17 protein-coding genes and 1 tRNA gene are annotated in these 21,447 nt (G+C 66.9%); 11 read left to right on the top strand and 7 right to left on the bottom strand.

Translation table 11 applies throughout. From position 1 onward, the window contains the following. Nucleotides 1–104 precede the first annotated feature (104 nt). On the bottom strand, nucleotides 105–683 hold the full coding sequence (locus GD627_RS16350; protein ID WP_152273419.1) for a TetR/AcrR family transcriptional regulator: 579 nt from the start codon (nucleotides 681–683) through the stop codon (nucleotides 105–107). 182 nt (nucleotides 684–865) lie between these two features. Here GD627_RS16350 and GD627_RS16345 point away from each other — a divergent pair, with 182 nt between their 5' ends. Continuing rightward, complete coding sequence (locus GD627_RS16345; protein WP_194266087.1) at nucleotides 866–1,315, top strand: DUF6176 family protein; 450 nt, start codon at nucleotides 866–868, stop codon at nucleotides 1,313–1,315. 164 nt (nucleotides 1,316–1,479) lie between these two features. On the opposite strand, the gene GD627_RS16340 is transcribed toward GD627_RS16345, so the two are convergent. Continuing rightward, nucleotides 1,480–1,552 (bottom strand) — tRNA-Arg (locus GD627_RS16340). Nucleotides 1,553–1,846: 294 nt separating this feature from the next. Here GD627_RS16340 and GD627_RS16335 point away from each other — a divergent pair. Continuing rightward, nucleotides 1,847–3,862: an HNH endonuclease signature motif containing protein gene (locus GD627_RS16335; protein ID WP_152273417.1), complete on the top strand. Its 2,016-nt coding sequence runs from the start codon at nucleotides 1,847–1,849 to the stop codon at nucleotides 3,860–3,862. Between the two features lie 336 nt (nucleotides 3,863–4,198). Here the strand turns inward: GD627_RS16335 and GD627_RS16330 are convergent, their stop codons facing one another. The 3 genes from GD627_RS16330 to GD627_RS16320 are packed head-to-tail and all read right to left on the bottom strand — an operon-like array spanning nucleotide 4,199 to nucleotide 7,120. After that, the gene (locus tag GD627_RS16330; RefSeq protein ID WP_152273416.1) at nucleotides 4,199–5,716 is read right to left on the bottom strand and encodes an FAD-dependent oxidoreductase; all 1,518 of its coding nucleotides are present in this window, start codon (nucleotides 5,714–5,716) and stop codon (nucleotides 4,199–4,201) included. After that, nucleotides 5,713–6,582 (bottom strand): FAD:protein FMN transferase, encoded by an 870-nt coding sequence (locus GD627_RS16325; protein WP_246165578.1) that lies wholly within the window; start codon nucleotides 6,580–6,582, stop codon nucleotides 5,713–5,715. Before GD627_RS16325 ends, GD627_RS16330 begins: the two co-directional genes overlap by 4 nt. Before the next feature lie 10 nt (nucleotides 6,583–6,592). Beyond that, nucleotides 6,593–7,120, bottom strand: a complete 528-nt coding sequence (locus GD627_RS16320; protein WP_152273414.1) for an FMN-binding protein — start codon at nucleotides 7,118–7,120, stop codon at nucleotides 6,593–6,595. A 143-nt stretch (nucleotides 7,121–7,263) separates the two neighbouring features. On the opposite strand from GD627_RS16320, the gene argS reads away from it, so the two are divergent. The 9 genes from argS to GD627_RS16275 all read left to right on the top strand — a co-directional run bounded on the left by argS (nucleotide 7,264) and on the right by GD627_RS16275 (nucleotide 19,380). After that, nucleotides 7,264–8,913 (top strand): arginine--tRNA ligase, encoded by a 1,650-nt coding sequence (gene argS, locus GD627_RS16315; RefSeq protein WP_146361507.1) that lies wholly within the window; start codon nucleotides 7,264–7,266, stop codon nucleotides 8,911–8,913. 3 nt (nucleotides 8,914–8,916) lie between these two features. Beyond that, entirely contained in the window at nucleotides 8,917–10,341 is a 1,425-nt protein-coding gene (lysA, locus tag GD627_RS16310) for a diaminopimelate decarboxylase (RefSeq protein WP_152273413.1), read from the top strand. Between the two features lie 25 nt (nucleotides 10,342–10,366). Continuing rightward, nucleotides 10,367–11,662, top strand: a complete 1,296-nt coding sequence (locus GD627_RS16305) for a homoserine dehydrogenase (protein ID WP_152273412.1) — start codon at nucleotides 10,367–10,369, stop codon at nucleotides 11,660–11,662. 3 nt (nucleotides 11,663–11,665) lie between these two features. Continuing rightward, nucleotides 11,666–12,793 carry a threonine synthase gene (gene thrC / locus GD627_RS16300; RefSeq protein WP_152273411.1) on the top strand — a complete coding sequence of 376 codons (1,128 nt, stop codon included), beginning with the start codon at nucleotides 11,666–11,668 and terminating at the stop codon, nucleotides 12,791–12,793. Nucleotides 12,794–12,801: 8 nt separating this feature from the next. Next, nucleotides 12,802–13,776, top strand: a complete 975-nt coding sequence (gene thrB, locus GD627_RS16295) for a homoserine kinase (RefSeq protein WP_152273410.1) — start codon at nucleotides 12,802–12,804, stop codon at nucleotides 13,774–13,776. Nucleotides 13,777–14,171: 395 nt separating this feature from the next. Next, nucleotides 14,172–16,481 carry a transcription termination factor Rho gene (rho, locus tag GD627_RS16290; RefSeq protein ID WP_152273409.1) on the top strand — a complete coding sequence of 770 codons (2,310 nt, stop codon included), beginning with the start codon at nucleotides 14,172–14,174 and terminating at the stop codon, nucleotides 16,479–16,481. Between the two features lie 196 nt (nucleotides 16,482–16,677). After that, nucleotides 16,678–17,757 (top strand): peptide chain release factor 1, encoded by a 1,080-nt coding sequence (gene prfA, locus GD627_RS16285; protein WP_146361513.1) that lies wholly within the window; start codon nucleotides 16,678–16,680, stop codon nucleotides 17,755–17,757. After that, nucleotides 17,744–18,670 (top strand): peptide chain release factor N(5)-glutamine methyltransferase, encoded by a 927-nt coding sequence (gene prmC / locus GD627_RS16280; RefSeq protein ID WP_246165577.1) that lies wholly within the window; start codon nucleotides 17,744–17,746, stop codon nucleotides 18,668–18,670. Before prfA ends, prmC begins: the two co-directional genes overlap by 14 nt. After that, entirely contained in the window at nucleotides 18,667–19,380 is a 714-nt protein-coding gene (locus GD627_RS16275; RefSeq protein WP_152273407.1) for an L-threonylcarbamoyladenylate synthase, read from the top strand. Before prmC ends, GD627_RS16275 begins: the two co-directional genes overlap by 4 nt. A 76-nt stretch (nucleotides 19,381–19,456) precedes the next feature. On the opposite strand, the gene GD627_RS16270 is transcribed toward GD627_RS16275, so the two are convergent. Both GD627_RS16270 and GD627_RS16265 read right to left on the bottom strand, forming a co-directional pair. Beyond that, complete coding sequence (locus tag GD627_RS16270; RefSeq protein ID WP_152273406.1) at nucleotides 19,457–20,464, bottom strand: NAD-dependent epimerase/dehydratase family protein; 1,008 nt, start codon at nucleotides 20,462–20,464, stop codon at nucleotides 19,457–19,459. After that, a complete protein-coding gene (locus tag GD627_RS16265; RefSeq protein ID WP_152273405.1) occupies nucleotides 20,461–21,447 on the bottom strand; it encodes a glycosyltransferase in 987 nt (328 codons plus the stop codon). Before GD627_RS16265 ends, GD627_RS16270 begins: the two co-directional genes overlap by 4 nt.

Below are 21,447 nucleotides of genomic sequence, written 5' to 3'. Positions count from 1 at the left end.
TGCTCTTACCTTGCATACGGCGTGGTGCTGTAGGGCGGTAGTGCGGGAGGTGCGGTGGTGCGGGTGCTGAGGAGATGCGGGTGTTGAGGAGGTGCTGTGGTGCGTTAGGAAGCTTGAAGTCCGGCCAGATAGAGCGCGGTCAGCTGGGCCGCCGCCTGTTCCCGGCTGATGGTGCCCCCGGGGGAGTACCAGTAGGAGAGATAGTGCGGATCGGAGAAGAAGTTGGCGGCGAGCACCTGGATGGGAATATCAGTCCGGAAGACGCCGTCGGATTGGCCGCGGACCAAGACAGCCGTGAACGCGTCGTTGTATTCACGGCGCCTCCGCTTGACTTCCTCTTGCCGGTCCTCGCTGAGCATGTGCTGGGAGCGGAAGAACACGGCACCTTCACGGATGCAGTCGATGGACGTCATGATCACGTCCTCGCAGGCCAACCGCATGGTTTCTACTGCCGGCAGATTCCGGCCGATGATCTCGGTCAGGTTTCTGTGCTGGAGCGTGAGGATGCGGTCGTAGATGTCGAAGAGCAGATCATCTTTGGAATTGAAGTAATGGTAGAGGGCCCCCTTTGTCACTCCGGCCGCGTCCACGATCTGCTGCACACTGGTTTTCGCATAGCCCTGCCGCGCAAAAAGCTCCACGGAGGTGCGTGCGAGCTCTTCCTTGATGTTCAGGGTCTTCATGCGGTGGATGTCCGGGATTCTCGTGGTGTGGTGTGGTGTGGTGTGTGGACGGCGTCGGAACCGACCGGTTGGTATGTGCGAACACCATAACCCCGGAGGGGGCAGCCGGCGCAAGGGTTCTGGGGAAAGAATTCCGGCGCGGCATGAGGAACGGACTTCCTGGCTCCTTTACAGTCGTTGGCATGACGCAGCCCGTATATCCGCCGCTCCCGTTTCAGCCGTCCGCTCCCGACTCCCCGGGCTGGCCCATGCCGGCGTCGGTACCTCCGGGGATGCGGATGGAGTTGAGTCGGGCTCGGTTGTTGGATTCCAGGGAAGCGGAGTTCGACAACTGGATGGCGATGCTGCATGAGCGCTATGACGAATGCGTTGCGACTCTGGGCCGGGAACTGATGGCTGTGGAAGCCACCTTCCTGAACCAGGAAGCGGACGGATCCTGGTGGATGTACCATTTCCAGTTGCTGGGGGAGGCCAGCCCAGGGTTGATTCCCGACAATCCGCTGGACCAGGCGCACCTGGAGTACGGCATGAAGACCAAGCATCGGGGGTGGGAGGAGTTGCAACCGCGGTTTTTTCTTTGCCCTCCTGCGGTGCGTGCCGCTGTCGAGGAGGCTGCTGCTCCTCGGGATTAGGGGCTGAGTGGGCTGGTGCTGGCGCTGGCGGTCGCGTTGGGCAGTCGATTTGCTGACGGCTTGCCGATATTTCTGCTGGCGCTTCGCTACAACGTCAGGTCCGATCGGATAAACAGAAGAACCCCGCACCGACGGATCGGTGCGGGGTTCTCTGTTGTCTCTTGTGCCCTCGATAGGATTCGAACCTACGGCCTGTTGCTCCGGAGGCAACCGCTCTATCCCCTGAGCTACGAGGGCAAGGACTCCGGTAAACCGGCAGGTCCTGTGGGACTCAAGAAGCTTAGCAGGTTTCAGGCGGACGGGGAAAACCCATGTTCCGGAGCGCAGGCGGGGCACCGATACGCTTCCCCGCTGTGCTGTCCTGAGGAATGAACTCTGCGGCCGAACGTTTGGGTGCAAATCGGTTCTCAGAGCTCTGTATTACGGGTAGGTAGTGGTCTTCGAAAGACAGGTATTTCTTGTTTTCCGGGAGGGCCGTTTTTGGTCTGTTTCCGGCCCGGAAATGTCAGTGCCGGGTGAAATCCTGAGGGTATGGATCAGCTCGGAAACACCGGACGGACAACCGAAAAACAGGATCGTAACGACCAGCAGCCAGCAGGCTCGGCTGGCGACGAGGATGCTTTACGCACGCCCTGCACGCTGGCGGTATATCGGGCGGTTCCGGATGCCAGTGGCGACGCTGGCGACGGTACGGACTCCGACGACGGCGGCACTCAGGCCGGCACTGACGGTTCCGCAGACACCGACACCGGCGATGCCTCTACCGATCCCGCCGCATCTCCTGCTGCCACCCTCTTTGACGCGGCCATTCCCGCGCCGGATTCCGACTTCACCGCAAGACCGGCGGCAGGGTCCACATCGGATTCCGCTGCGGGGCCGGAGACCGGATCCGCATCCGCCGACCACGGCCGAACGGCTGCAGCCGCCGAACCCGAACCCGTCCCAGAGGACACCACGGGTTCGGCGGCCGCTGAGCCTGCGGAGCCCGCCACAGGTGCCACCGGTGCTGATGGTGAGGGCTTTCCGGATGGGTTTACTGGGGTGCTGGCGATGGCGAATCTGGAGTCCTTCGACGAACACGCCACCGGCGAGGTGTTGGCGAGGCTGTCGCATTTGGTTCGGTGGACGCAGGCCCAGCAAGCCCGGGCGATCAACCATATGGAGGAACTCTTCCGGAACCATCTGTCGTCTACCTGGGGGAAGGAAGGGCCGGGGATCGCGTTCAGCCTCGCTGCCTCCGAATGCGCCGCGATCCTGAACGTTCCCCAGACCACCGCCCAAGGCATGGTGGTCGAAGCCGGCAGACTCTGCACCACCCACACCGCCACCCTCAACGGATTGGAACAAGGACGCTTCAGTTACGCGCACGCGCAGGTGGTCCTGGATCAGTGCGAGAACATACCCTCCGCGGAACTTCCCGGGTTTGAGGCGGAGCTGCTCGCCAAAGCCGAAGGCATAACCCGGCCACAGTTCTGCGCCAAAGCCCGCCGGCTGCGGGAGAAAACCTATCCCGAAACCATTCCCGAACGGCACCGGACAGCGTTCGAGAAACGCAAGGTGGTCCTGGAACGCGATGAGGACGGCATGTCCTGGCTGTCGGCCCATCTACGGGCCGAGCATGCCCAGCAGATCTACACAGCGTTGTGTACCTCAGCCCGTGGTGAACAGGCGGACGGGGACCCGCGGACAGCGGACCAGCTGCGGGCCGACATCCTGACCCAACTGCTCATGGGCGGCCTTGGTTCACCCCGTAGCGGCGGTGGCGGGGTCCTGCGGGAGGGTGCTGGTCGGAGCGGAGGACGCGGCGGGGCCGGTAGAGAGGACGGGTTCAACGTGCGCGGTGGACGCGGCGGACGTGGAGCCGGCAACGCTAACCAAGCAGGCACGCCCGGCAAAGTCGGTGACCCCGAATCTGATGAGTCGTCCGGGTCCATGGGTGTTCTGCCTCGGGCGGAGATCATGGTGTTGATCAACGCCGAAACGTTGTTCGGTGCCGACGAGAAGCCTGCCGAGCTGCACGGCTACGGGCCGATCAGCGCCGACGCAGCCCGCAGACTCGCCCGCAACGCCGCCCACTGGACCGGACTGGCCCAGGACCCCACCACCGGAGAGATCCTCGGGGTAGGCAGACGCCGGAAAGTCCCCGCCGGACTCGCCCGCTGGCTCAGAGCCCGGGACGGAACCTGCCGGTTCCCCGGCTGCCGGGTCAGCACCGCGGTCACGGAAATCGACCACACCACCGACTGGGCGAAAGGCGGCGACACCGAACACGGAAACCTGGAACACCTGTGCCGCCGGCACCACCGGTTCAAGACCCTGGGATTCTGGAAAGCCACCCAACCCGAACCGGGAGTGATGGAGTGGACCTCACCGACGGGACGGGTCTACCGGACCGAACCGTTCCTGGAACTGGGGCGCTCAGAAGCGGGACGTCTGAAACCGGAATCGCCCGCTCAGGATCGGGATCGGCAGGATCGGGACCGGCAGGGACAGACATTCCCGCTCGGCGGCCAGGAGGACGGCAGGGAAGAGCCTCCGCCCTTCTAAGCGGCGGACGTTCTAATCCATGGCCAGGCTGAGCCGCCGCCGGTTCACCCACGAGCCTGTAGCCTGCCTCGGTCTCAACCGGAGAACCCGGTCTTTACACCGGATGGATGAGGGCGCCTCGGCCGGCGGCGTATCTCTGCGGCGGGTACCCGGTGGTCCAGACGTGGGCACTTGGCAGCCATGTTGGAACCCAAGAGCCCCGGAACCCAGGAGTTCAGGAACCCCGGAGCCCAGGACCTAGGAGTTCAGGAGTCCAGCGAGAGGCCCGGTGCCGGGTACCCGTCGCTGAGACGCCCAAGAGTCCAGGGAGAGGACCCGGTAGCCGTCGGAGTACGCCTAGTAGCCCAGGAACGGATCCGTACGGATCCGCCGCCCCCCGGCACCGCGGACGGCTTTCCGGGCCGCAGCCACTGCACCGGGCGAACCGGAAACATACACGGCCCGGTTGCTGATGTCGGGAATTTCCCGGCTGAGGACCGCCTCGTCGGGAAGCCCCGGACCCAGCCAGGTCCATCCCGGAATCCCGGGATCGGAAGGGGTGCAGACCAGCACGCGAACATCCATCGATTGCAGCTCCCCGGCATAGGCAAGTTCCTCAACGGAGGATGCCGCATACACCAGCACAATGTCCCGGTCTTCGCCGCACACCTGGCGCAGCTGGCTGATGAACGGAGTAATGCCGATACCGGAGGCAATCATCAGCACCGGTTTGCTCCGGTCCCGCGGAAGCAGGAAGTCTCCGGCCACCGTAGTCGCCGTCAGCTCGGCACCCGGACGCATCTTCAGCAGGCTTCTCTTGAAGCTGCTGGAAGGATCAGCCACCCGGAGTCCCACCGCTGCAGTGTCCGGCTCCGAAGGAGCCGTGGTGATGCTGAAGATACGGCGGGTTCCCCGCGAGTCCGGCTCAAAGTGCGGCACCGAAAGCTCAAGATACTGCCCCGCACGGAAGCGGACAGGACGGGACGGCTGAAACACCAGTTCCCGGGCGGTCGGCGTCAGTTCACGGGTTTCCAGCAGCCGCAGCCGGACAGCTCCCCGCTGTCCCAGCACAAAGGCGAGCGCATTGCCCACGAGCAGGGCCAGCTCCGGAGACATCAGAACCGGACCCAGGGACAGCGGCACGGCAAAAAGCACGCCGACGACGGCGGCCTCCAGCAGCCGCTGAACGCGCAGCGGAGGAAGGGTCAGCGGCTCGGTGAGCATGAATCCGGCCAAAAACACCAGGGGATAGGAACCCGTCACGGTGACAAGGGCATCAGCAGGCGGTTCACCGTTCGCCGCAAAGCGGAACAGGAGCACCACCACGGCTGTCAGGGCGAACACCGCGGCCATCGGGAGTAGGCGGTTCCGGTACAGGATCAGCAGCGATGCCGGCAGCACGGCAACCAGCATCCACGGCGTAGCCACCCACCAGACAGCCCCGCCGAGACCGGTGGCAGCAACCACGAAAGCTCCCACGGCCACGGGGTTGAAAATGTGCCGGCGCCGGACGGCAAGGACGTATTTCGACGCCGTCGCCACAGCACCCGCCAGTGCTACGGTGCCGAGTTGCATGCCCTCGGTGCCCGGCCAGAACAGGAAATACAGCAGCAGGCCGGTAATCAGCGAGGAGTCGGTCTGTGGACGCGTGCGCAGGAGCAGCCCGGCAACCCGGCTGGTGACCAGAGTGGAAGCCACAGCGGTCAGCAGCGTGGCCCCCAGCTCGGCCGGGGTGTAGAAAAGCACTCCGGCAAGGGAGAGCACAAAGGACCAGGCGACACAGGCCAGCAGCAGCCAGACCGTCAGCCGGTACATGGTCCAGCGGCCCAGGAAGGTGTTCAGGGTCCGCGGTGCGGCAGGGGCGGAAATGCTCATGTAAACAGGACTCCAGCCATTGCAGGGGAATAGTCGGCCCGGCCGTCGCTGAACATCCGGACATAATCAAACTCGAATTCGGAGGCCAGCGCCTGCGGTTCAGCGAAGAACAGGGCAGTGGCCAGGCCGTCGGCAGTCATGGCATCCGCTGCCAGCACCCAGGTGGCCGCCACGGTATCCACCGGGGCTCCGGTGCGGGCATCGAGCACGTGGTGCAGCCCGTCCCCCCACTGCCGCCGGTTCACGGCCGAGGCACACAACGCCCGGTCCGAAAGGGTCACCACGCCGATGCCCCGGGTGGTGTCATACGGATGCTCCAGCGCCACACGCAGGGGTTCGCCTCCGGCCTGGCGCAGGTCGGATCCCGCGTCCACCACATACTCCCGGAGGCCCGCCTCCGCCAGGAGCGCACTGACCAGATCCACCAGCTGGCCCTTCCCGGCGGCACCGATATCGAAGGTGACCGGAGCCGCCGTCGTCAGGACGGAGCCGCCGGCGTCGGCAGTCCAGGACACCGTGTCCTTCCACCCGGCTGCCCTCAGCGGGGGACCGGAGGGCTGGAAGCTGTACCCGGCGTCGTACCCCAGGACCTCCAGCGAGCGTCCCACCAGCGGGTTCACTGCTCCGTCCGTCAGCCGCTGCAGGGCATCGAAGAGCGTCAGCAGGGGTGCCGCCGAGGCGGGCAGTTTCCAGTTTCCTGCTGCCCGGGCCATCCGTGCCACGGTGGAATCGGACCGGAAGCGTGAATAGGTCCGGTCATAGCCGTCGACCAGTTCCGCGACCGCAGCCCGGGTCTCCGGGGCCAGGGGCTCTGCGGTGGACAGGGACCACTGCGTGCCGATCGCCTCAAACCCCAGGGTATGCACGGGTGCTGTCCTAAGACGTAGCTTCGGAACGGATGGCATCCAGGGCACGGTTGAAGCCCTGGCTGGTCAGCGAGGAACCGGCCACCTTGTCCACATCGAGTTCGTCCAGACTCTTACCGACCACCTGCTCCTTGACGCCGGACGTGAATTCACGCTGGTACTGCTTGGAGGTCGGGTTCTTCTGCGAGGTCTCGACGTCCAGTTCCGCCACTACGCCGTTTTCCAGCCGCAGCGTCACATCCACGTCCTCCGAGGTGCCCGACGGCGGGATGTAGCTACCGGTGCCGGTGTACTCGCCGTCGGCGTAGCTGCCGGAACCGGCTGCAGCGTCGGGGGCAGCGTCGGGGGCAGCGTCGGGGGCAGCCGCGGGGGACGACGCGGGGGACGAAGCAGGAGCCGAAGCAGCGGACGACGAAGCGGGAGACTCAGCCGGAGCCGGATCTGCGGTGGCGGTGTCCTCGCCCGAGGCACAGCCGGCGGCGGAAAGCAGGGACAGGCCGGCGGCGGCGCACAGCAGGGATTTGCTCGCTCGGTTCACGGTTCTCCTTGGAGTGGGGGACTCTACCCTTTCATTACATCGCATCGTGGATACCGTTGCAGGGTCGGCGGGCTGTGAACCCGCAGAGAGTAAGGCCCGTCATACAAAACAGGACGCAGGCCGCACCCGGCTATGCTTAACCGGTGACTCCTGAAGAACTTTCCTCCGCCGTAACCGCCTGCCTCCAAGCCGCCATCGATGCCGGTGACTTCAGCATCGAACTGCCGGGGGAGGTGCGCGTGGAGCGCCCCAAGAACCGGGACCACGGTGACTGGGCCACCAACATCGCCCTGCAGCTCTCCAAGCAGGCCGGTATGAACCCCCGCCAGTTCGCCGAGATCCTCAAGGGCCGCCTGGAACAGATCGACGGGGTGGCCAAGGTCGACATTGCCGGCCCCGGCTTCCTGAACATCACCCTCGACGCCGGTGCGGCCGGTGAACTGGCCAAGGCCATTGTCGACGCCGGCCCTGCCTACGGCACGTCGGAAATCCTCAAGGGCACGCGGATCAACCTGGAGTTCGTTTCCGCCAACCCCACCGGCCCCATCCACCTGGGCGGCACCCGCTGGGCCGCCGTCGGCGATGCCCTGGCCCGGGTCTTCCAGTCCCAGGGCGCCGAGGTCACCCGCGAGTACTACTTCAATGACCACGGCGCGCAGATTGACCGCTTTGCCCGCTCCCTCCTTGCCTCCGCCAAGGGCGAGCCCGCACCGGAAGACGGCTACGCCGGCGAGTACATCGTGGACATTGCCAACCGGGTGCTGGCGGCCGAGCCGGGCATCATGGACCTGCCCGACGCCGAAGCACAGGAACGCTTCCGCGCCGTGGGTGTGGACTTTATGTTCGGCGACATCAAGGAATCCCTGCACAACTTCGGCGTGGACTTCGACGTCTTCTTCCACGAGGACTCCCTGCACGAAAACGGCCAGGTGGACAAGCTCCTGGAACAGCTCAAGGGCTCGGGAAACCTGTATGAGAAGGACGGCGCCTGGTGGCTGAACTCCAGCGAGTTCGGCGACGACAAGGACCGCGTGGTCATCAAGTCGGACGGCAACGCCGCCTACATTGCCGGTGACATTGCCTACATCCACAACAAGCGCGAGCGCGGCTTCGATCTGAACGTCTACATGCTGGGCGCGGACCACCACGGTTACGTGGCACGCCTGAAGGCCGCGGCAGCAGCACTGGGCCATGACCCGGAGTGCGTGGAGGTGCTGATCGGCCAGATGGTCAACCTGGTCAAGGACGGCAAGCCCGTACGCATGTCCAAGCGCGCCGGCACCGTGGTCACCCTCGAGGACCTCGTGGATGCCGTGGGCGTGGACGCCGCCCGCTACACCCTGGCCCGCTTCTCCGCCGATTCCAACATCGACGTGGACCTGGACCTGCTGACCAAGCGGAGCAACGAGAACCCGGTGTTCTACGTCCAGTACGCCCACGCCCGCACCCACGCCCTGGCCCGCAACGCCGAGGCCGCCGGCGTGGACGATTCCGCGTTCGATGCCTCGCTGCTGAGCCACCCGACCGAAAGCGCGCTGCTGGCTGCGCTGGGACAGTACCCCGGCGTCGTCGCGCAGGCTTCCGCCTTCCGCGAACCGCACCGCGTCGCCCGCCACCTGGAAGTCATTGCCGGCACCTACCACCGCTGGTATGACGCCTGCCGCATCGCCCCCCAGGGCGACGAGGAAATCACCGACACCAACCGCACCAGGCTGTGGCTGAACCTGGCCGCACGCCAGGTCCTGGCCAACGGCCTGGGCCTGCTGGGAGTCTCCGCACCCGAACGGATGTAATTCATGACTGCTTCACCCCTGGCTCCGCACTGGCTGAGCCACCCCGAGGACGCCAACGTCCTGCGCCCGCAGCTGTGGGCGCAGGACGTGGCGCGGGGCGACGGCGGCGAACTGGAGATCTCCGGCATTCCCGTGTCCCGGATCGCGGAGGACTTCGGCACGCCGGTGTTCGTGATGTCCGAAACCGACTTCCGTGCCCGTGCCCGTGACTTCAAGGACTCCTTTGACGCGGCCTTCGCAGACCTGTGCGGGGGAGTGGACGTCTACTATGCGGGCAAGTCCTTCCTCTGCACCGAAGTGGCCCGCTGGGTCTCCTCCGAAGGGCTGCGCCTGGACACCTGCTCCGGCGGGGAACTGGCCGTGGCACGCCGCGCCGGCCTCCACGGCAGCCAGCTGGGCCTGCACGGCAACAACAAGTCCCTCGCCGAACTGACCCGGGCCCTGGACATGGAGCTGGGCCGGATTGTGGTGGACAGCCTGGACGAACTGGAAATGCTGGGGGACCTGGCTGCCTCCCGCGGCGAACGTGCCCACGTGATGCTCCGGCTGACCCCGGGCGTGCACGCCTCCACGCATGAGTTCATTGCCACCGCCCACGAGGACCAGAAGTTCGGCCTCTCCATGGTGCCGGACCCGGCCCTGGACGGAATGTCTCCGGCCCTGGCCGCCGTGGAGCGGGCGCTGAAGCACGACGGCGTGCTCCTGGTGGGCGTGCACTGCCACATCGGTTCGCAGATCTTCGAATCCGCCGGATTCGAGCTCGCTGCCCGGCGGCTGCTCGGCTTCCTGGCCGAGGTGAAGCAGGGCTACGGCGTCGAACTGGCCGAACTGGATCTGGGCGGCGGCTACGGCATTGCCTACACGGAAGCCGATGCCCCGCGTCCGGCGGCCGAGATCGCCAACGCGATGGCCGCCGTCGTCGGCAGTACCTGCGCCGAACTGGGACTGGCCGTTCCGCGGATCTCCATTGAACCCGGACGCGCCATCGTGGGGCCGAGCACCTTCACCCTCTACCGCGCCGGCACCATGAAGACCGTGCGGGTGGACATGCCCGACGGCGGCACCTCCCCGCGCCGGTACGTCAGCGTGGACGGCGGGATGAGCGACAATGCCCGGCCCGTGCTCTACGGAGCGGATTACTCTGCGGTGCTGGCCTCGCGGACCTCCGAAGATGACGCGGTTATTTCACGGGTGGTTGGCAAACACTGCGAAAGCGGCGACATAGTGGTGAGGGACGCCTACCTTCCCGGTGATGTTGCCGCAGGGGACCTGCTGGCCGTTCCGGGAACCGGAGCGTACTGCTGGGTGCTCGCCAGCAACTACAACTACCTGACCCGCCCGCCCGTGGTGGCCGTCCGGGACGGCGCGGCACGGCTCATTGTGCGCGGCGAGACCGAAGACGACCTGCTGGCACGCGACGTTTCCTAATCCCTGCAAGGAGTTGGCACAACATATGAAGACCCTGAAAGTAGCCCTGCTGGGGTGTGGGAACGTGGGTTCACAGGTGGCCCGGATCCTCCTCGACGACGCTGCGGACCTCACCGCCCGCCTCGGCGCCCGGCTGGAGCTCACCGGCATCGCCGTGCGCACCGTGGATGCTCCGCGCGATGTGGACCTGCCGGTAAACCTGTTCACCACGGACGCCGAGTCCCTCGTGGCAGACGCGGACATCGTCATCGAGTTGATGGGCGGCCTCGAGCCGGCCCGCACCCTGATCCTGCACGCCCTCGGAGCGGGAGCCGCCGTCGTCACCGGAAACAAGGCGCTGCTCGCGGCAGACGGCGCGTCCCTGTATGAAAAGGCCGACGCCGCGGGCGTCCAGCTCTCCTACGAGGCCGCGGTTGCCGGGGCCATCCCCATCCTGCGGCCCATCCGCGACAGCCTCTCCGGAGACCGCATCACCAAGGTCATGGGCATCGTCAACGGCACCACCAATTACATCCTCGACGCGATGGACTCCACCGGAGCGCAGTTCGTCGATGCCCTGGCCGATGCCCAGCGCCTCGGGTACGCCGAAGCGGACCCCACCGCCGACGTCGAGGGGCACGACGCCGCGGCCAAGGGGGCCATCCTGGCGTCCCTCGCGTTCCACACCGGCTTCGATCTGTCTGCCGTGTCCTGCGAGGGCATCAGCTCCGTGACCGCCGAGGACATCAGCGCCGCGAAGGATGCCGGGTTTGTCATCAAACTGCTGGCCATCGCCGAGAAATTTGCGGACGGCGACGGCGGCGAAGGCGTCAGCGTACGCGTGCACCCCACGCTGCTGCCGCGCCGGCATCCGCTGGCCGCCGTGCACGGGGCCTTCAACGCCGTGTTCGTAGAGGCGGAAAATGCCGGCGAGCTGATGTTCTACGGCCAGGGTGCCGGCGGCGCCCCTACCGCCTCGGCAGTGATGGGCGACGTTGTGACCGCAGCGCGCCGGCTGGTGCTGGGCGGGCCGGTTCCGGCCGGGCGGCCCAGCGGATCCCTGCCGGCACTGCCGCTGGAGACCGTCACCACCAGCTACTCGATCGGATTGGAGGTGGCGGACCAGCCCGGCGTGCTGGCCGCCGTCGCCCGTGTCTTCTCCGAACACGGCGTCTCCATTGAAACCATGCGCCAGACCATCCACGGTGAAGGGGCCAGCGCCGAGCTGCGCTTTGTCACGCACCGTGCTTCCGAGGCCGCCCTGGCGGCCACCGTTGAGGCCATCAAGGACCTTGACGTCATCACTTCAGTCAAATCCGTCCTGCGGGTAGAAGGAGTCTGAGCCGTGGCTCACCAATGGCGCGGCGTTATCCGCGAATACGCTGAACGTCTTCCGGTCACCGACAGCACCGAGATCATTACCCTGGGCGAAGGCGGTACCCCGCTGGTCCGGGCCAAGGCGCTGTCCGAACTGACCGGCTCCGAGGTCTACCTCAAGGTCGAAGGCATGAACCCCACCGGATCCTTCAAGGACCGCGGGATGACCATGGCGATGACCGCCGCCGTGGAATCCGGTGCCAAGGCCGTGGTCTGCGCGTCCACCGGCAACACCAGCGCCTCGGCCGCCGCCTACGCCACGCAGGCCGGCATCACCTGCGCCGTGCTGGTTCCGGACGGCAAGATCTCCATGGGCAAGCTGAGCCAGGCCATTGCCCACGGAGCGCAGCTGCTGCAGGTCCGAGGCAACTTTGACAACTGCCTGGAGGTGGCGCGCAAGCTGGCCGAGGCCTACCCGGTGTTCCTCGTGAACTCCGTGAACCCCGCGCGCATCGAAGGCCAGAAAACCGCGTCCTTCGAAGTGGTGGACTACCTCGGCGACGCCCCCGACTACCACCTGCTGCCCGTAGGCAACGCCGGAAACATCACCGCGTACTGGAAGGGCTACAAGGAGTATTCCGCCCCTTACACCAACGTGACGGGCGAGGAACTGGCGCCGGTGGCCACGAAGACTCCGCACATGTGGGGCTTCCAGGCCGAAGGTGCCTCGCCGCTGGTGAAGGGCCACCCGGTCACGGACCCGGACACCATCGCCACCGCCATCCGCATCGGCAACCCTGCCTCCTGGGACGCCGCCATTGCCGCCCGCGATGAATCCGGCGGCCTGATCGAGGCCGTCACGGACACGGAAATCCTGGATGCACACCGCTGGCTTTCCTCCCGTGAAGGCGTGTTCGTGGAGCCGGCGTCCGCGGCAGGCGTGGCCGGGCTGCTCAAAAAGCATGCCGCCGGGGAAGTTCCGGCCGGGAAAACCATTGTCATCACGGTGACCGGCCACGGCCTGAAGGACCCGCAGTGGGCCCTGCGCACCGCCGACGGCTCCGATGTTGAACCCACCAAGGTGGACTTCGACGTCGTCAGCGTGGCAGCTGCGCTGGGCCTGGAAGCGGCACCGTCCGCCGCCGGCGCCAAGTAGGTCCGCAGATGCAGGTGGATCTGCCCGGACAACTTTCCGGTGCCATGGTGCTCGCCGGCCAGGAGGTGACCGTCACGGTCCCGGCCACCAGCGCAAACCTCGGCCCGGGATTCGACTCCCTCGGCCTGGCCCTGACGTTGTATGACACGGTCCGGGTACGCACTTCGGACACCGGGGGCATCGTCGTCGACGTTGCGGGAGAGGGAGCGGGAGACGTTCCGCGGGATGCCTCGCATCTGGTGGTCCGGACCCTGCTCTCGACCCTTCAGGATGCCGGATACGGCGTCCAGGGCCTGCACCTGAGTGCAGAGAACGCCATTCCGCACGGCCGCGGGCTGGGATCCTCGGCCTCGGCCATTGTCTCGGGCGTCCTCGCAGCGAATTCCCTGCTGCCCGCCGAAGCCCGCCTGGATACTGCCGGCCTCCTGCATGCGTGCTCGGCCCTCGAGGGGCACCCGGACAACGTGGCGCCCGCCCTCGCCGGCGATCTCGCCGTGTCCTGGGAGACGGACGGGGTTTTCCGGTCTGCCCGCGCGGCCGTCCACCCCCGGGTGATTCCCGTGGTCGCCATCCCCGACGTCGAGCTTTCCACTGCCAGTGCCCGCGGCCTGCTGCCCGCCACCGTGGCGCACCGGACCGCAGCGGCCAATGCGGGACGCGCCGCACTGCTGATCCACGCGTTGACGGTGGACCCCTCGCTGCTGCTTGAGGGAACCCGGGACGCCCTGCACCAGGAGTTCCGTGCACCCGCCATGCTGCCCAGCGCACGGCTGCTGCAGGCACTGCGCTCCGCCGGCTTTGCGGCCGTGATTTCCGGAGCCGGTCCCACAGTGCTCTGCCTGGCCGACGGCGATGCTGCCGCCCGGGAGGCGGAACAGGCCATGACCGAACATCTGCGGGCAGCGGGATCCGGCGAAAACTGGCGTGTTCTGCGGCTTGGTGTGGAGCGAGATGGTGCTAGAGTGGAAGGGCACCAGCGGTAAATTCTCCGTTTTGTGCTTCCGCAGGTAGCCGTCCGTTTCGGGCCGCCCCGGGCTTTCGTTGAAAGCACTTTGCCGCCGTCAGGTGTCACTACACCCGTCTCGCGGTGATCTTCCTTGATTCAATTGCCCACCCGCGGAGGCACAGTCTCCGGTGCAGCCTTCAAAGGAACCGCCAAGAAGCGGCGTGTCCCGCTTGAACGACGCGTGTTCGGCAGCGAAGCTGTCCAGACGCTGCGTGGATTCTTCTTATGCAAGGCACCCAGCAGATTCGCCTTTCTCCGGTCAACGGACCGGTAGCCAAGCGAACCCTGGCCCAATGTCTGATCTTTGGGGCCGGGGCCAATCACCGCGGCCGGCATTGCGCCGGACCGCCCGACGAGGGGGAAGGATCCTTCGTGACAGATACCACTAGCCTGACTGCAGGCGTGGATTCAGCATCCGCCGGTTCAACCGGCGAGAACACATCCAAGAGCACAGGTCTTGCAGGCCTGAAGCTCGCGCAGCTCCAGGCGCTTGCCGGACAGCTCGGCATTACCGGGGGGTCCCGTATGCGTAAGGGAGACCTGGTGACGGCCATTTCCAATCACCAGCGCGGCGGCGCCGTAGCCGACCGCCCCGTGCGCGGTTCCCGCAGCGAAGCCGGTGACGCAGCCAAGGGCATCTCCGCACCGGAGAAGACCGCAGCTGCTCCCGCAGAGCAGTCCGCGGACGCCGAGCCGACCCGCCCCCCGCGTACCCGCAACCGCAACCGCCGCGCAGCCAGTGACGGCGTCGTCACCTCTGCTCCGGCCGAGGCTGCTCCGGTTGAGCCGGCGGCACCCGCAGCGGCGCCCGCCGAGGAAACGGCTCCGGCCCGGAACCGCGAGGCACGCGAAGACAGCGGACGCGAAGAGGGCCAGCGCGAGCGCGGCAACCGCCGCAGCCGCAACCGCCGCAGCGACTCCAACGAGTCCAACGGCACGGTAAGCGCTTCCGCCGATGCACCCGCAGAGGAGGCCGCGTCCAACAATGCTGCTTCGAACAACACTGCTTCGAACAACGCTGCGTCCAACAACGCGTCTTCGAGCAACGCTGCTTCAAACAACGCGTCTTCGAGCAATGCTGCTTCGAACAACAACGCAGCGTCGAATAACGCGTCCGGGAACGGATCCGAGAACCGGAACGCCGGCGACGACGAGCGCGGCGAACGCCGTGAGCGCCGCAGCCGCTCGGACCGCGACAACGGCGGCAACCGGGACAACAACCGCGACCGCGACAACAACCGCGACGGCGACAACAACCGGGACCGCGACAACAACCGGGACCGCGGCAACAACCGGGACCGCGATAACAACCGGGACCGCGATAACAACCGCGACCGCGACAACAACCGGGACCGCGATAACAACCGCGACGACAATGACGAGAACGGGCGCGGACGCAACCGCCGCAACCGGAACCGCAACGAGCGCAATGACCGCGGCGACCGGAACGATCGTTTCCGTGACCGCAACGAGCGCCGCCGCAACCGTAACCAGAACCCCGAGGTCGATGACGTCGAGGTCACTGAAGACGACGTGCTGCTGCCCGTAGCCGGCATCCTCGACGTCCTGGAAAACTACGCCTTCGTCCGCACCTCCGGCTACCTGCCGGGCCCGAACGATGTCTACGTTTCCCTCGCCCAGGTCAAGAAGTACAACCTGCGCAAGGGCGACGCCGTCGTCGGCGCCATCCGCGCCCCCCGCGAAGGTGAAAACCAGGGTGGAAACCAGCGCCAGAAGTTCAACGCGCTGGTCCGCCTCACGTCCGTCAACGGCAAGCCCGCCGAGGACAACAAGGACCGCGTGGAGTTCTCCAAGCTGGTTCCGCTGTACCCCTCCGAGCGCCTGCGCCTGGAGACCTCCGCCAAGGTGATCGGCCCGCGTGTCATTGACCTCGTGGCTCCGATCGGCAAGGGCCAGCGCGGCCTGATCGTTTCCCCGCCGAAGGCCGGCAAGACGCTCATCCTGCAGGCGATTGCCAACGCCATCACGATCAACAATCCTGAGGTCCACCTCATGATGGTCCTCGTGGACGAACGTCCCGAGGAAGTCACGGACATGCAGCGCACGGTCAAGGGCGAGGTTATTGCCTCCACCTTCGACCGCCCCGCCGATGACCACACCACCGTTGCCGAGCTGGCCATCGAGCGCGCCAAGCGCCTGGTGGAAATGGGCAACGACGTCGTGGTGCTGCTGGACTCCATGACGCGTCTGGGACGTGCCTACAACCTGGCCGCCCCGGCGTCGGGCCGTATCCTCTCCGGCGGTGTCGACTCCTCGGCACTGTACCCGCCCAAGCGTTTCTTCGGTGCTGCCCGCAACATCGAAAACGGCGGATCGCTGACCATCCTGGCCACGGCCCTGGTGGAGACCGGATCCAAGATGGACGAGGTCATCTTCGAGGAATTCAAGGGCACCGGCAACATGGAACTGCGCCTGTCCCGCAACCTCGCGGACAAGCGCATCTTCCCGGCCGTGGACGTCAACGCATCGGGTACCCGACGCGAAGAGAACCTGCTCTCCCCGGATGAAGTCAAGATCATGTGGAAGCTGCGCCGGGTCCTGTCCGGCCTGGATACCCAGCAGGCGCTGGAACTGCTCACCGGCAAGATCCGGGAGACGCAGTCCAACGTCGAGTTCCTGATGCAGGTACAGCAGACCACCCTGGGCACCAAGGACAACTAGCTGCCCTACGAGCCGCTCATGCTCCCTCCCGCCGGCCGGCGGAAGGGAGCCTGGGCGGCTCGTGCGTTAACGCCGGGAAACCGGCGGGCGCGCAAACCGATAAACTTCGTTGTGGGATACACAGCTTTACGCAGAACCCCGGCTTGACGGGAGATCCCGTCTTGTGGGAAACACAGCCGAAAGAGGAATCTAGAACATGTTTGAGTCCATTCAGGGCCTGTTGGATGAGCACGCTGAACTGCAGCTGCGCCTGTCCGACCCGGCAGTGCACGCGGACCAGGGCCTGGCCCGGCGGCTGGGACGGCGCTACGCCGAACTCAGCCGGATTGTGGACGCCTACAACCGCTGGCACGGACTCGAGGATGACCTCGCGGCCGCGTCCGAAATGGCCGATGAAGATCCGGAGTTCGCCGCAGAGGTGCCCGTGCTTCAGGAGCAGCTGGCAGATGCGCAGGAGAAACTGCGCCGCCTGCTGATCCCGCGTGACCCCAACGACGGCCGTGACGTCATCATCGAGGTCAAGGGCGGTGAAGGCGGCGACGAAGCAGCCCTGTTTGCCGGTGACCTGCTGCGCATGTACACCCGCTACGCGGAACACCGGGGATGGCGCACGGAAATCATCTCCGCCACGGAATCGGACCTCGGCGGCTACAAAGACGTGTCCATGGCCATCAAGGGCAACTCCAATGACCCGGCCGAAGGCGTCTACGCACGCCTGAAGTACGAAGGCGGCGTGCACCGCGTGCAGCGCGTTCCGGTCACCGAGTCCCAGGGCCGCATCCACACCTCGGCTGCCGGCGTCCTGGTGCTGCCCGAAGTGGACGAGCCCGAAGAGGTAGAGATCAGCCAGAACGATCTGAAGATCGACGTCTACCGTTCCTCCGGCCCCGGCGGACAGTCCGTGAACACCACTGACTCGGCCGTGCGCATCACCCACCTGCCCACCGGCATTGTGGTGGCCATGCAGAACGAAAAGTCACAGCTGCAGAACCGTGAAGCAGCCATGCGCGTGCTGCGCTCCCGCATCCTGGCCCACGAGCAGGAGAAGATCGACGCCGCCAACTCCGACATCCGCAAGTCGCAGATCCGGACCATGGACCGCTCCGAGCGCATCCGGACGTACAACTATCCGGAAAACCGGATTGTGGACCACCGGACCGGTTACAAGGCCTACAACCTGGACACCGTCCTCAACGGCGAGCTCGAAGCAGTAGTGCAGGCCGCCATCGAAATGGATGAGCAGGCACGGCTGGACGCCATCGGTGACGAAAGCTAATAGCCCCGCCGGGTCCGGCGCCGGGCGTGGCGCCGGCCCAACCCTGGCCGAGGCACTGCGGCAGGCGGCGGCGGAACTCGCCGCCGCCGGCGTTCCCTCACCGAAGGTAGACGCCGAACTGCTGGCTGCGCATCTGCTGGGGGAGACCCCCGGACGGATCCGGGCGCTGGCCTTCACCGACGTTTCGGCGCCGGAGGGGTTCGCGGAACTGGTGGCCGAACGGGCGGCCCGGGTGCCGCTGCAGCACCTGACGGGAAAGGCCCATTTCCGGTACCTGGAACTGGCCGTCGGTCCCGGCGTGTTTGTGCCGCGGCCGGAAACCGAAACCGTGGCGCAGCTGGCGATCGATGCCGCCCGCCGGGTGGAAAAGCCGAAGGTTGCGGACCTTGGCACAGGCTCCGGCGCCATTGCCGCCGCAGTGGCCACGGAGGTGCCCGCCGCCCAGGTGCACGCTGTGGAGCTCAGCCCCCTCGCCTACGCCTGGGCGGAACGGAACCTTGTTCCGCTGGGCGTCCATCTGGTCCTTGAGGATCTGCGGACCGCCCTGGCGCAGCACGATTCCAGTTTTGACGTGGTGGTGTCCAACCCTCCGTACATCCCTGAAGACGCGGTCCCGAACGAACCCGAAGCGGCCGTACACGATCCGGCCATGGCCCTGTACGGCGGGGGAGCGGACGGCCTGGAGCTGCCCCTCGCGGCAGCCCGTACCGCCGCCCGCCTGCTGGTGGCGGGCGGTTACTTCGTGATGGAGCATGCCGAGGTGCAGGCTCCCGACATCGCCCGGCTGCTTGCCGCCGATCCGGCGTGGACCGCTGTCCAATCCCACCGGGACCTCAATGACCGCCCCCGCGCGACGTCGGCGATCCGACGCCCGGCACCGGGGGCCTCTACAAATGAAGGAAAGTTGCTTTGAGCACCAGTTTTGACTGCAGTAACCCCGGGGAACTCAGCGAAGGCCTGGCAGCGGCCCAGCGGGCCATAGCTGCGAAGGCCTGCGTGGTCCTTCCCACCGACACCGTGTACGGGATCGGTGCAGACGCGTTCTCGCCGCAGGGCGTGGCGACGCTCCTGGCGGCCAAGGGGCGGGGCCGGAGCATGCCGCCTCCTGTCCTGATCCCGCGCCTGCAGACCATGGACGGACTGGCCATCGACATATCGGAGGACGCGCGTGCCCTGGCCCGTACCTTCTGGCCCGGCGGGCTGACCCTGATCTTCCACGCCCAGCCGTCCCTGAGCTGGGATCTGGGTGACACGCTGGGAACCGTTGCCCTGCGCATGCCCGACGACGCCGTGGCCCTGGACCTGCTGGCAGTCACCGGCCCGCTGGCCGTGTCCTCGGCCAACCGGACGGGATTCCCCGCCGGACAGACGGCGGCGCAGGCCCGCGAACAGCTGGGCGAATCCGTGGAGGTCTACCTGGAGGCAGGGCACCGGCCGGTCGCCGGAAGCGACGGCGTGCCCTCCACCATTGTTGATGCCACCAGCGAACCGATGCGCGTGGTGCGCAGCGGCGCCGTCAGCCTCTCCGCGCTGCGCGAAGTGGTCCCGGGAATCCTGGATCTCGGCGAAGAGCCGGCGTCGGCCCCGAGCCTGGCCAAGGACCCGGCACCGACCACGGACTAGGTCTCGGCCAGGGATCAGGTCCCGGCCAACGAGCCGGCGCAAGTCCCGGCACCGGCAAGGAGCCAGGCCCGGCGGGTCAGGTCCGGGAAGCTTCCAGGACTTCCCGGACCCGGGGCTCGGGCACGTTGCCGGTGGACTCTGCCCACCCGGGCTCCTGGCGCTGCCCGAACCACATCATCTCCACCCGGCGCAGGGACCCGTGCAGCCGCTCACCGGCCAGGGAGGACAGGGCGTAACCGCCGCGCAGCACCGTACGGCAGAACCAGGCAGGCAGACGGGCCGGCCGCCGGCCGCCGGCTGCTTCGAGCACGGCGGAGACCGAGGCCCGTTCCCAGGGCTGCAGCACCACGGCGGGCACCGGGCCCTGGTGGAAACCGACCCGCACCACAAAATCGACCAGTGAATGGACCGAACTCACCGGGCTCGGCGCGGAACCGGAGCCGGCCACCGAAGCGAGCGGCGAGGCCGCGAGACGGGCAAGCTTCGCCGTCGTTGCCCGGCCCGGCCCCTGGACCGAGGTGGCCCTGACCGTCGCAACGCTGCAGGATCCGCCGTCCCGGGCGGAGAGGACCTGTTCCCCCAGTGCCTTGGAACGGGAGTAGGCCGAGAACGGCTCTACATGGCCGGTTTCGTCGAGGAAGGGCCGGTGTCCCTGCACGGCGGCACTGCTCAGGTGCACCAGCCGGCGGACACCGGCGGCATCGGCGGCATCGGCGGCCAGCGCCGGCAGCAGTGCATTGGCGCCCCGGAGCTTGGGCGAGTCCGTGGCTCCCGGAGTCGCCAGCCCGGCGGCATTGACCACCACGTCCGCACCGTCGAAGGCGTCGGCCAGCCGGCGGCGTTCACCATCGAGGGCCGCAGCGGCGGCAATCAGTGCCGCGGCGTCGGTACCCTCGGCGCTCAGCCGGGGAGCGGACACCTGACGGACAGTCACGCCCCGTTCTGCCAGGGCGGAGCAGATGGCCGAACCGATGAACCCGGAGGCGCCAAGGACCGCCCATACCGGGGAAGAGCCGGGGGCCTGCTCCGGGGAAGAGGCGGGGGAAGGGACGGAGGAATCTGGAGCGGAAGACGTGTGGTTCAAACCTGTTGCTTTCGGATGGCTGGTTCCGGTTTGCCGGATCCCAGCGGGGACATCGGGAGCCAGGACGGATCGCGCAGAATGCGCCGGGCACCGCGCCAGCCGGCCCAGAGCCGGCCGACACCGCGCAGCTGATGCTCGACGGCGGTTAGCCGCAGCAGTTCCTTCCCGGCGGTGAGGAACGTGCCCAGGGCGAATCCGAACCGGTGATACCGGCCGCGGAGCTGGAGGTACCGGGCGGTATGGCCCCGGTTGCGCATGGACGTGAAGCGGCCGAGGTCGCTGGAATCGTTGAGGTGCCGGATGCCGAGGTCAATCTGCCTCTGCGCACGGACCTTGCGGAGGACAAAATCGTTGACGTAAGCCACCGGCCGGTCCAGGGAGGCGAGCCAGCCGTACATCAGGTCGTCGCCGTTAATGAAGTAGCGCGCATCCGGCAGGCCGATCCTGCGCACCTGAGCGGCGCTGATCAGCATCCCTTCGAAGCAGCCCACATTCGTCTCGAAGACGGGGGAGTCACGGAAAACGTTGCCCCGGACGGGCAGATGCACTCCCAGGAACGGCACAAAGCGGTGCTGCCAGAAAAACGGTTCGCCGGCTTCATCGAAGCGCCGGCCGTGGATGCAGTCATAGCGGCCGGTCCATTTGCGCAGGGAGGCCACGGCGTCCGGAAGGACCTCGACGTCGTCGTCCATCAGCCACATCCACTCGGCGCCCGCGGCCAGGGCGGCATCCACGCCGGCCGCGAAACCGCCGGCCCCGCCGGTGTTCGTATCCAGCCGCAGCACGGTCAGGGGCACCGGAAACCCGTCACGGGCTGCCTCCAGGACCTGCGGCGTCGCGTCGGTGCTCGCGTTGTCCACCGCGATGACCGCCGCGGGAGCCGGGTCGAGGGCCGCCACACTCTCCAACAGCCCGGCGAGGTAGCCCGAGCGATTGAACGTGGTGATGACGATCGTCAGCCGGGCCTCGGATGATGCGGCCAC

It is taken from the genome of Arthrobacter yangruifuii, from assembly GCF_009192775.1.
Lineage (GTDB): Bacteria > Actinomycetota > Actinomycetes > Actinomycetales > Micrococcaceae > Arthrobacter_B > Arthrobacter_B yangruifuii.
The sequence above is the reverse complement of the archived record's forward strand: the minus strand, read 5'-3'. Positions and strand labels throughout refer to the sequence as shown.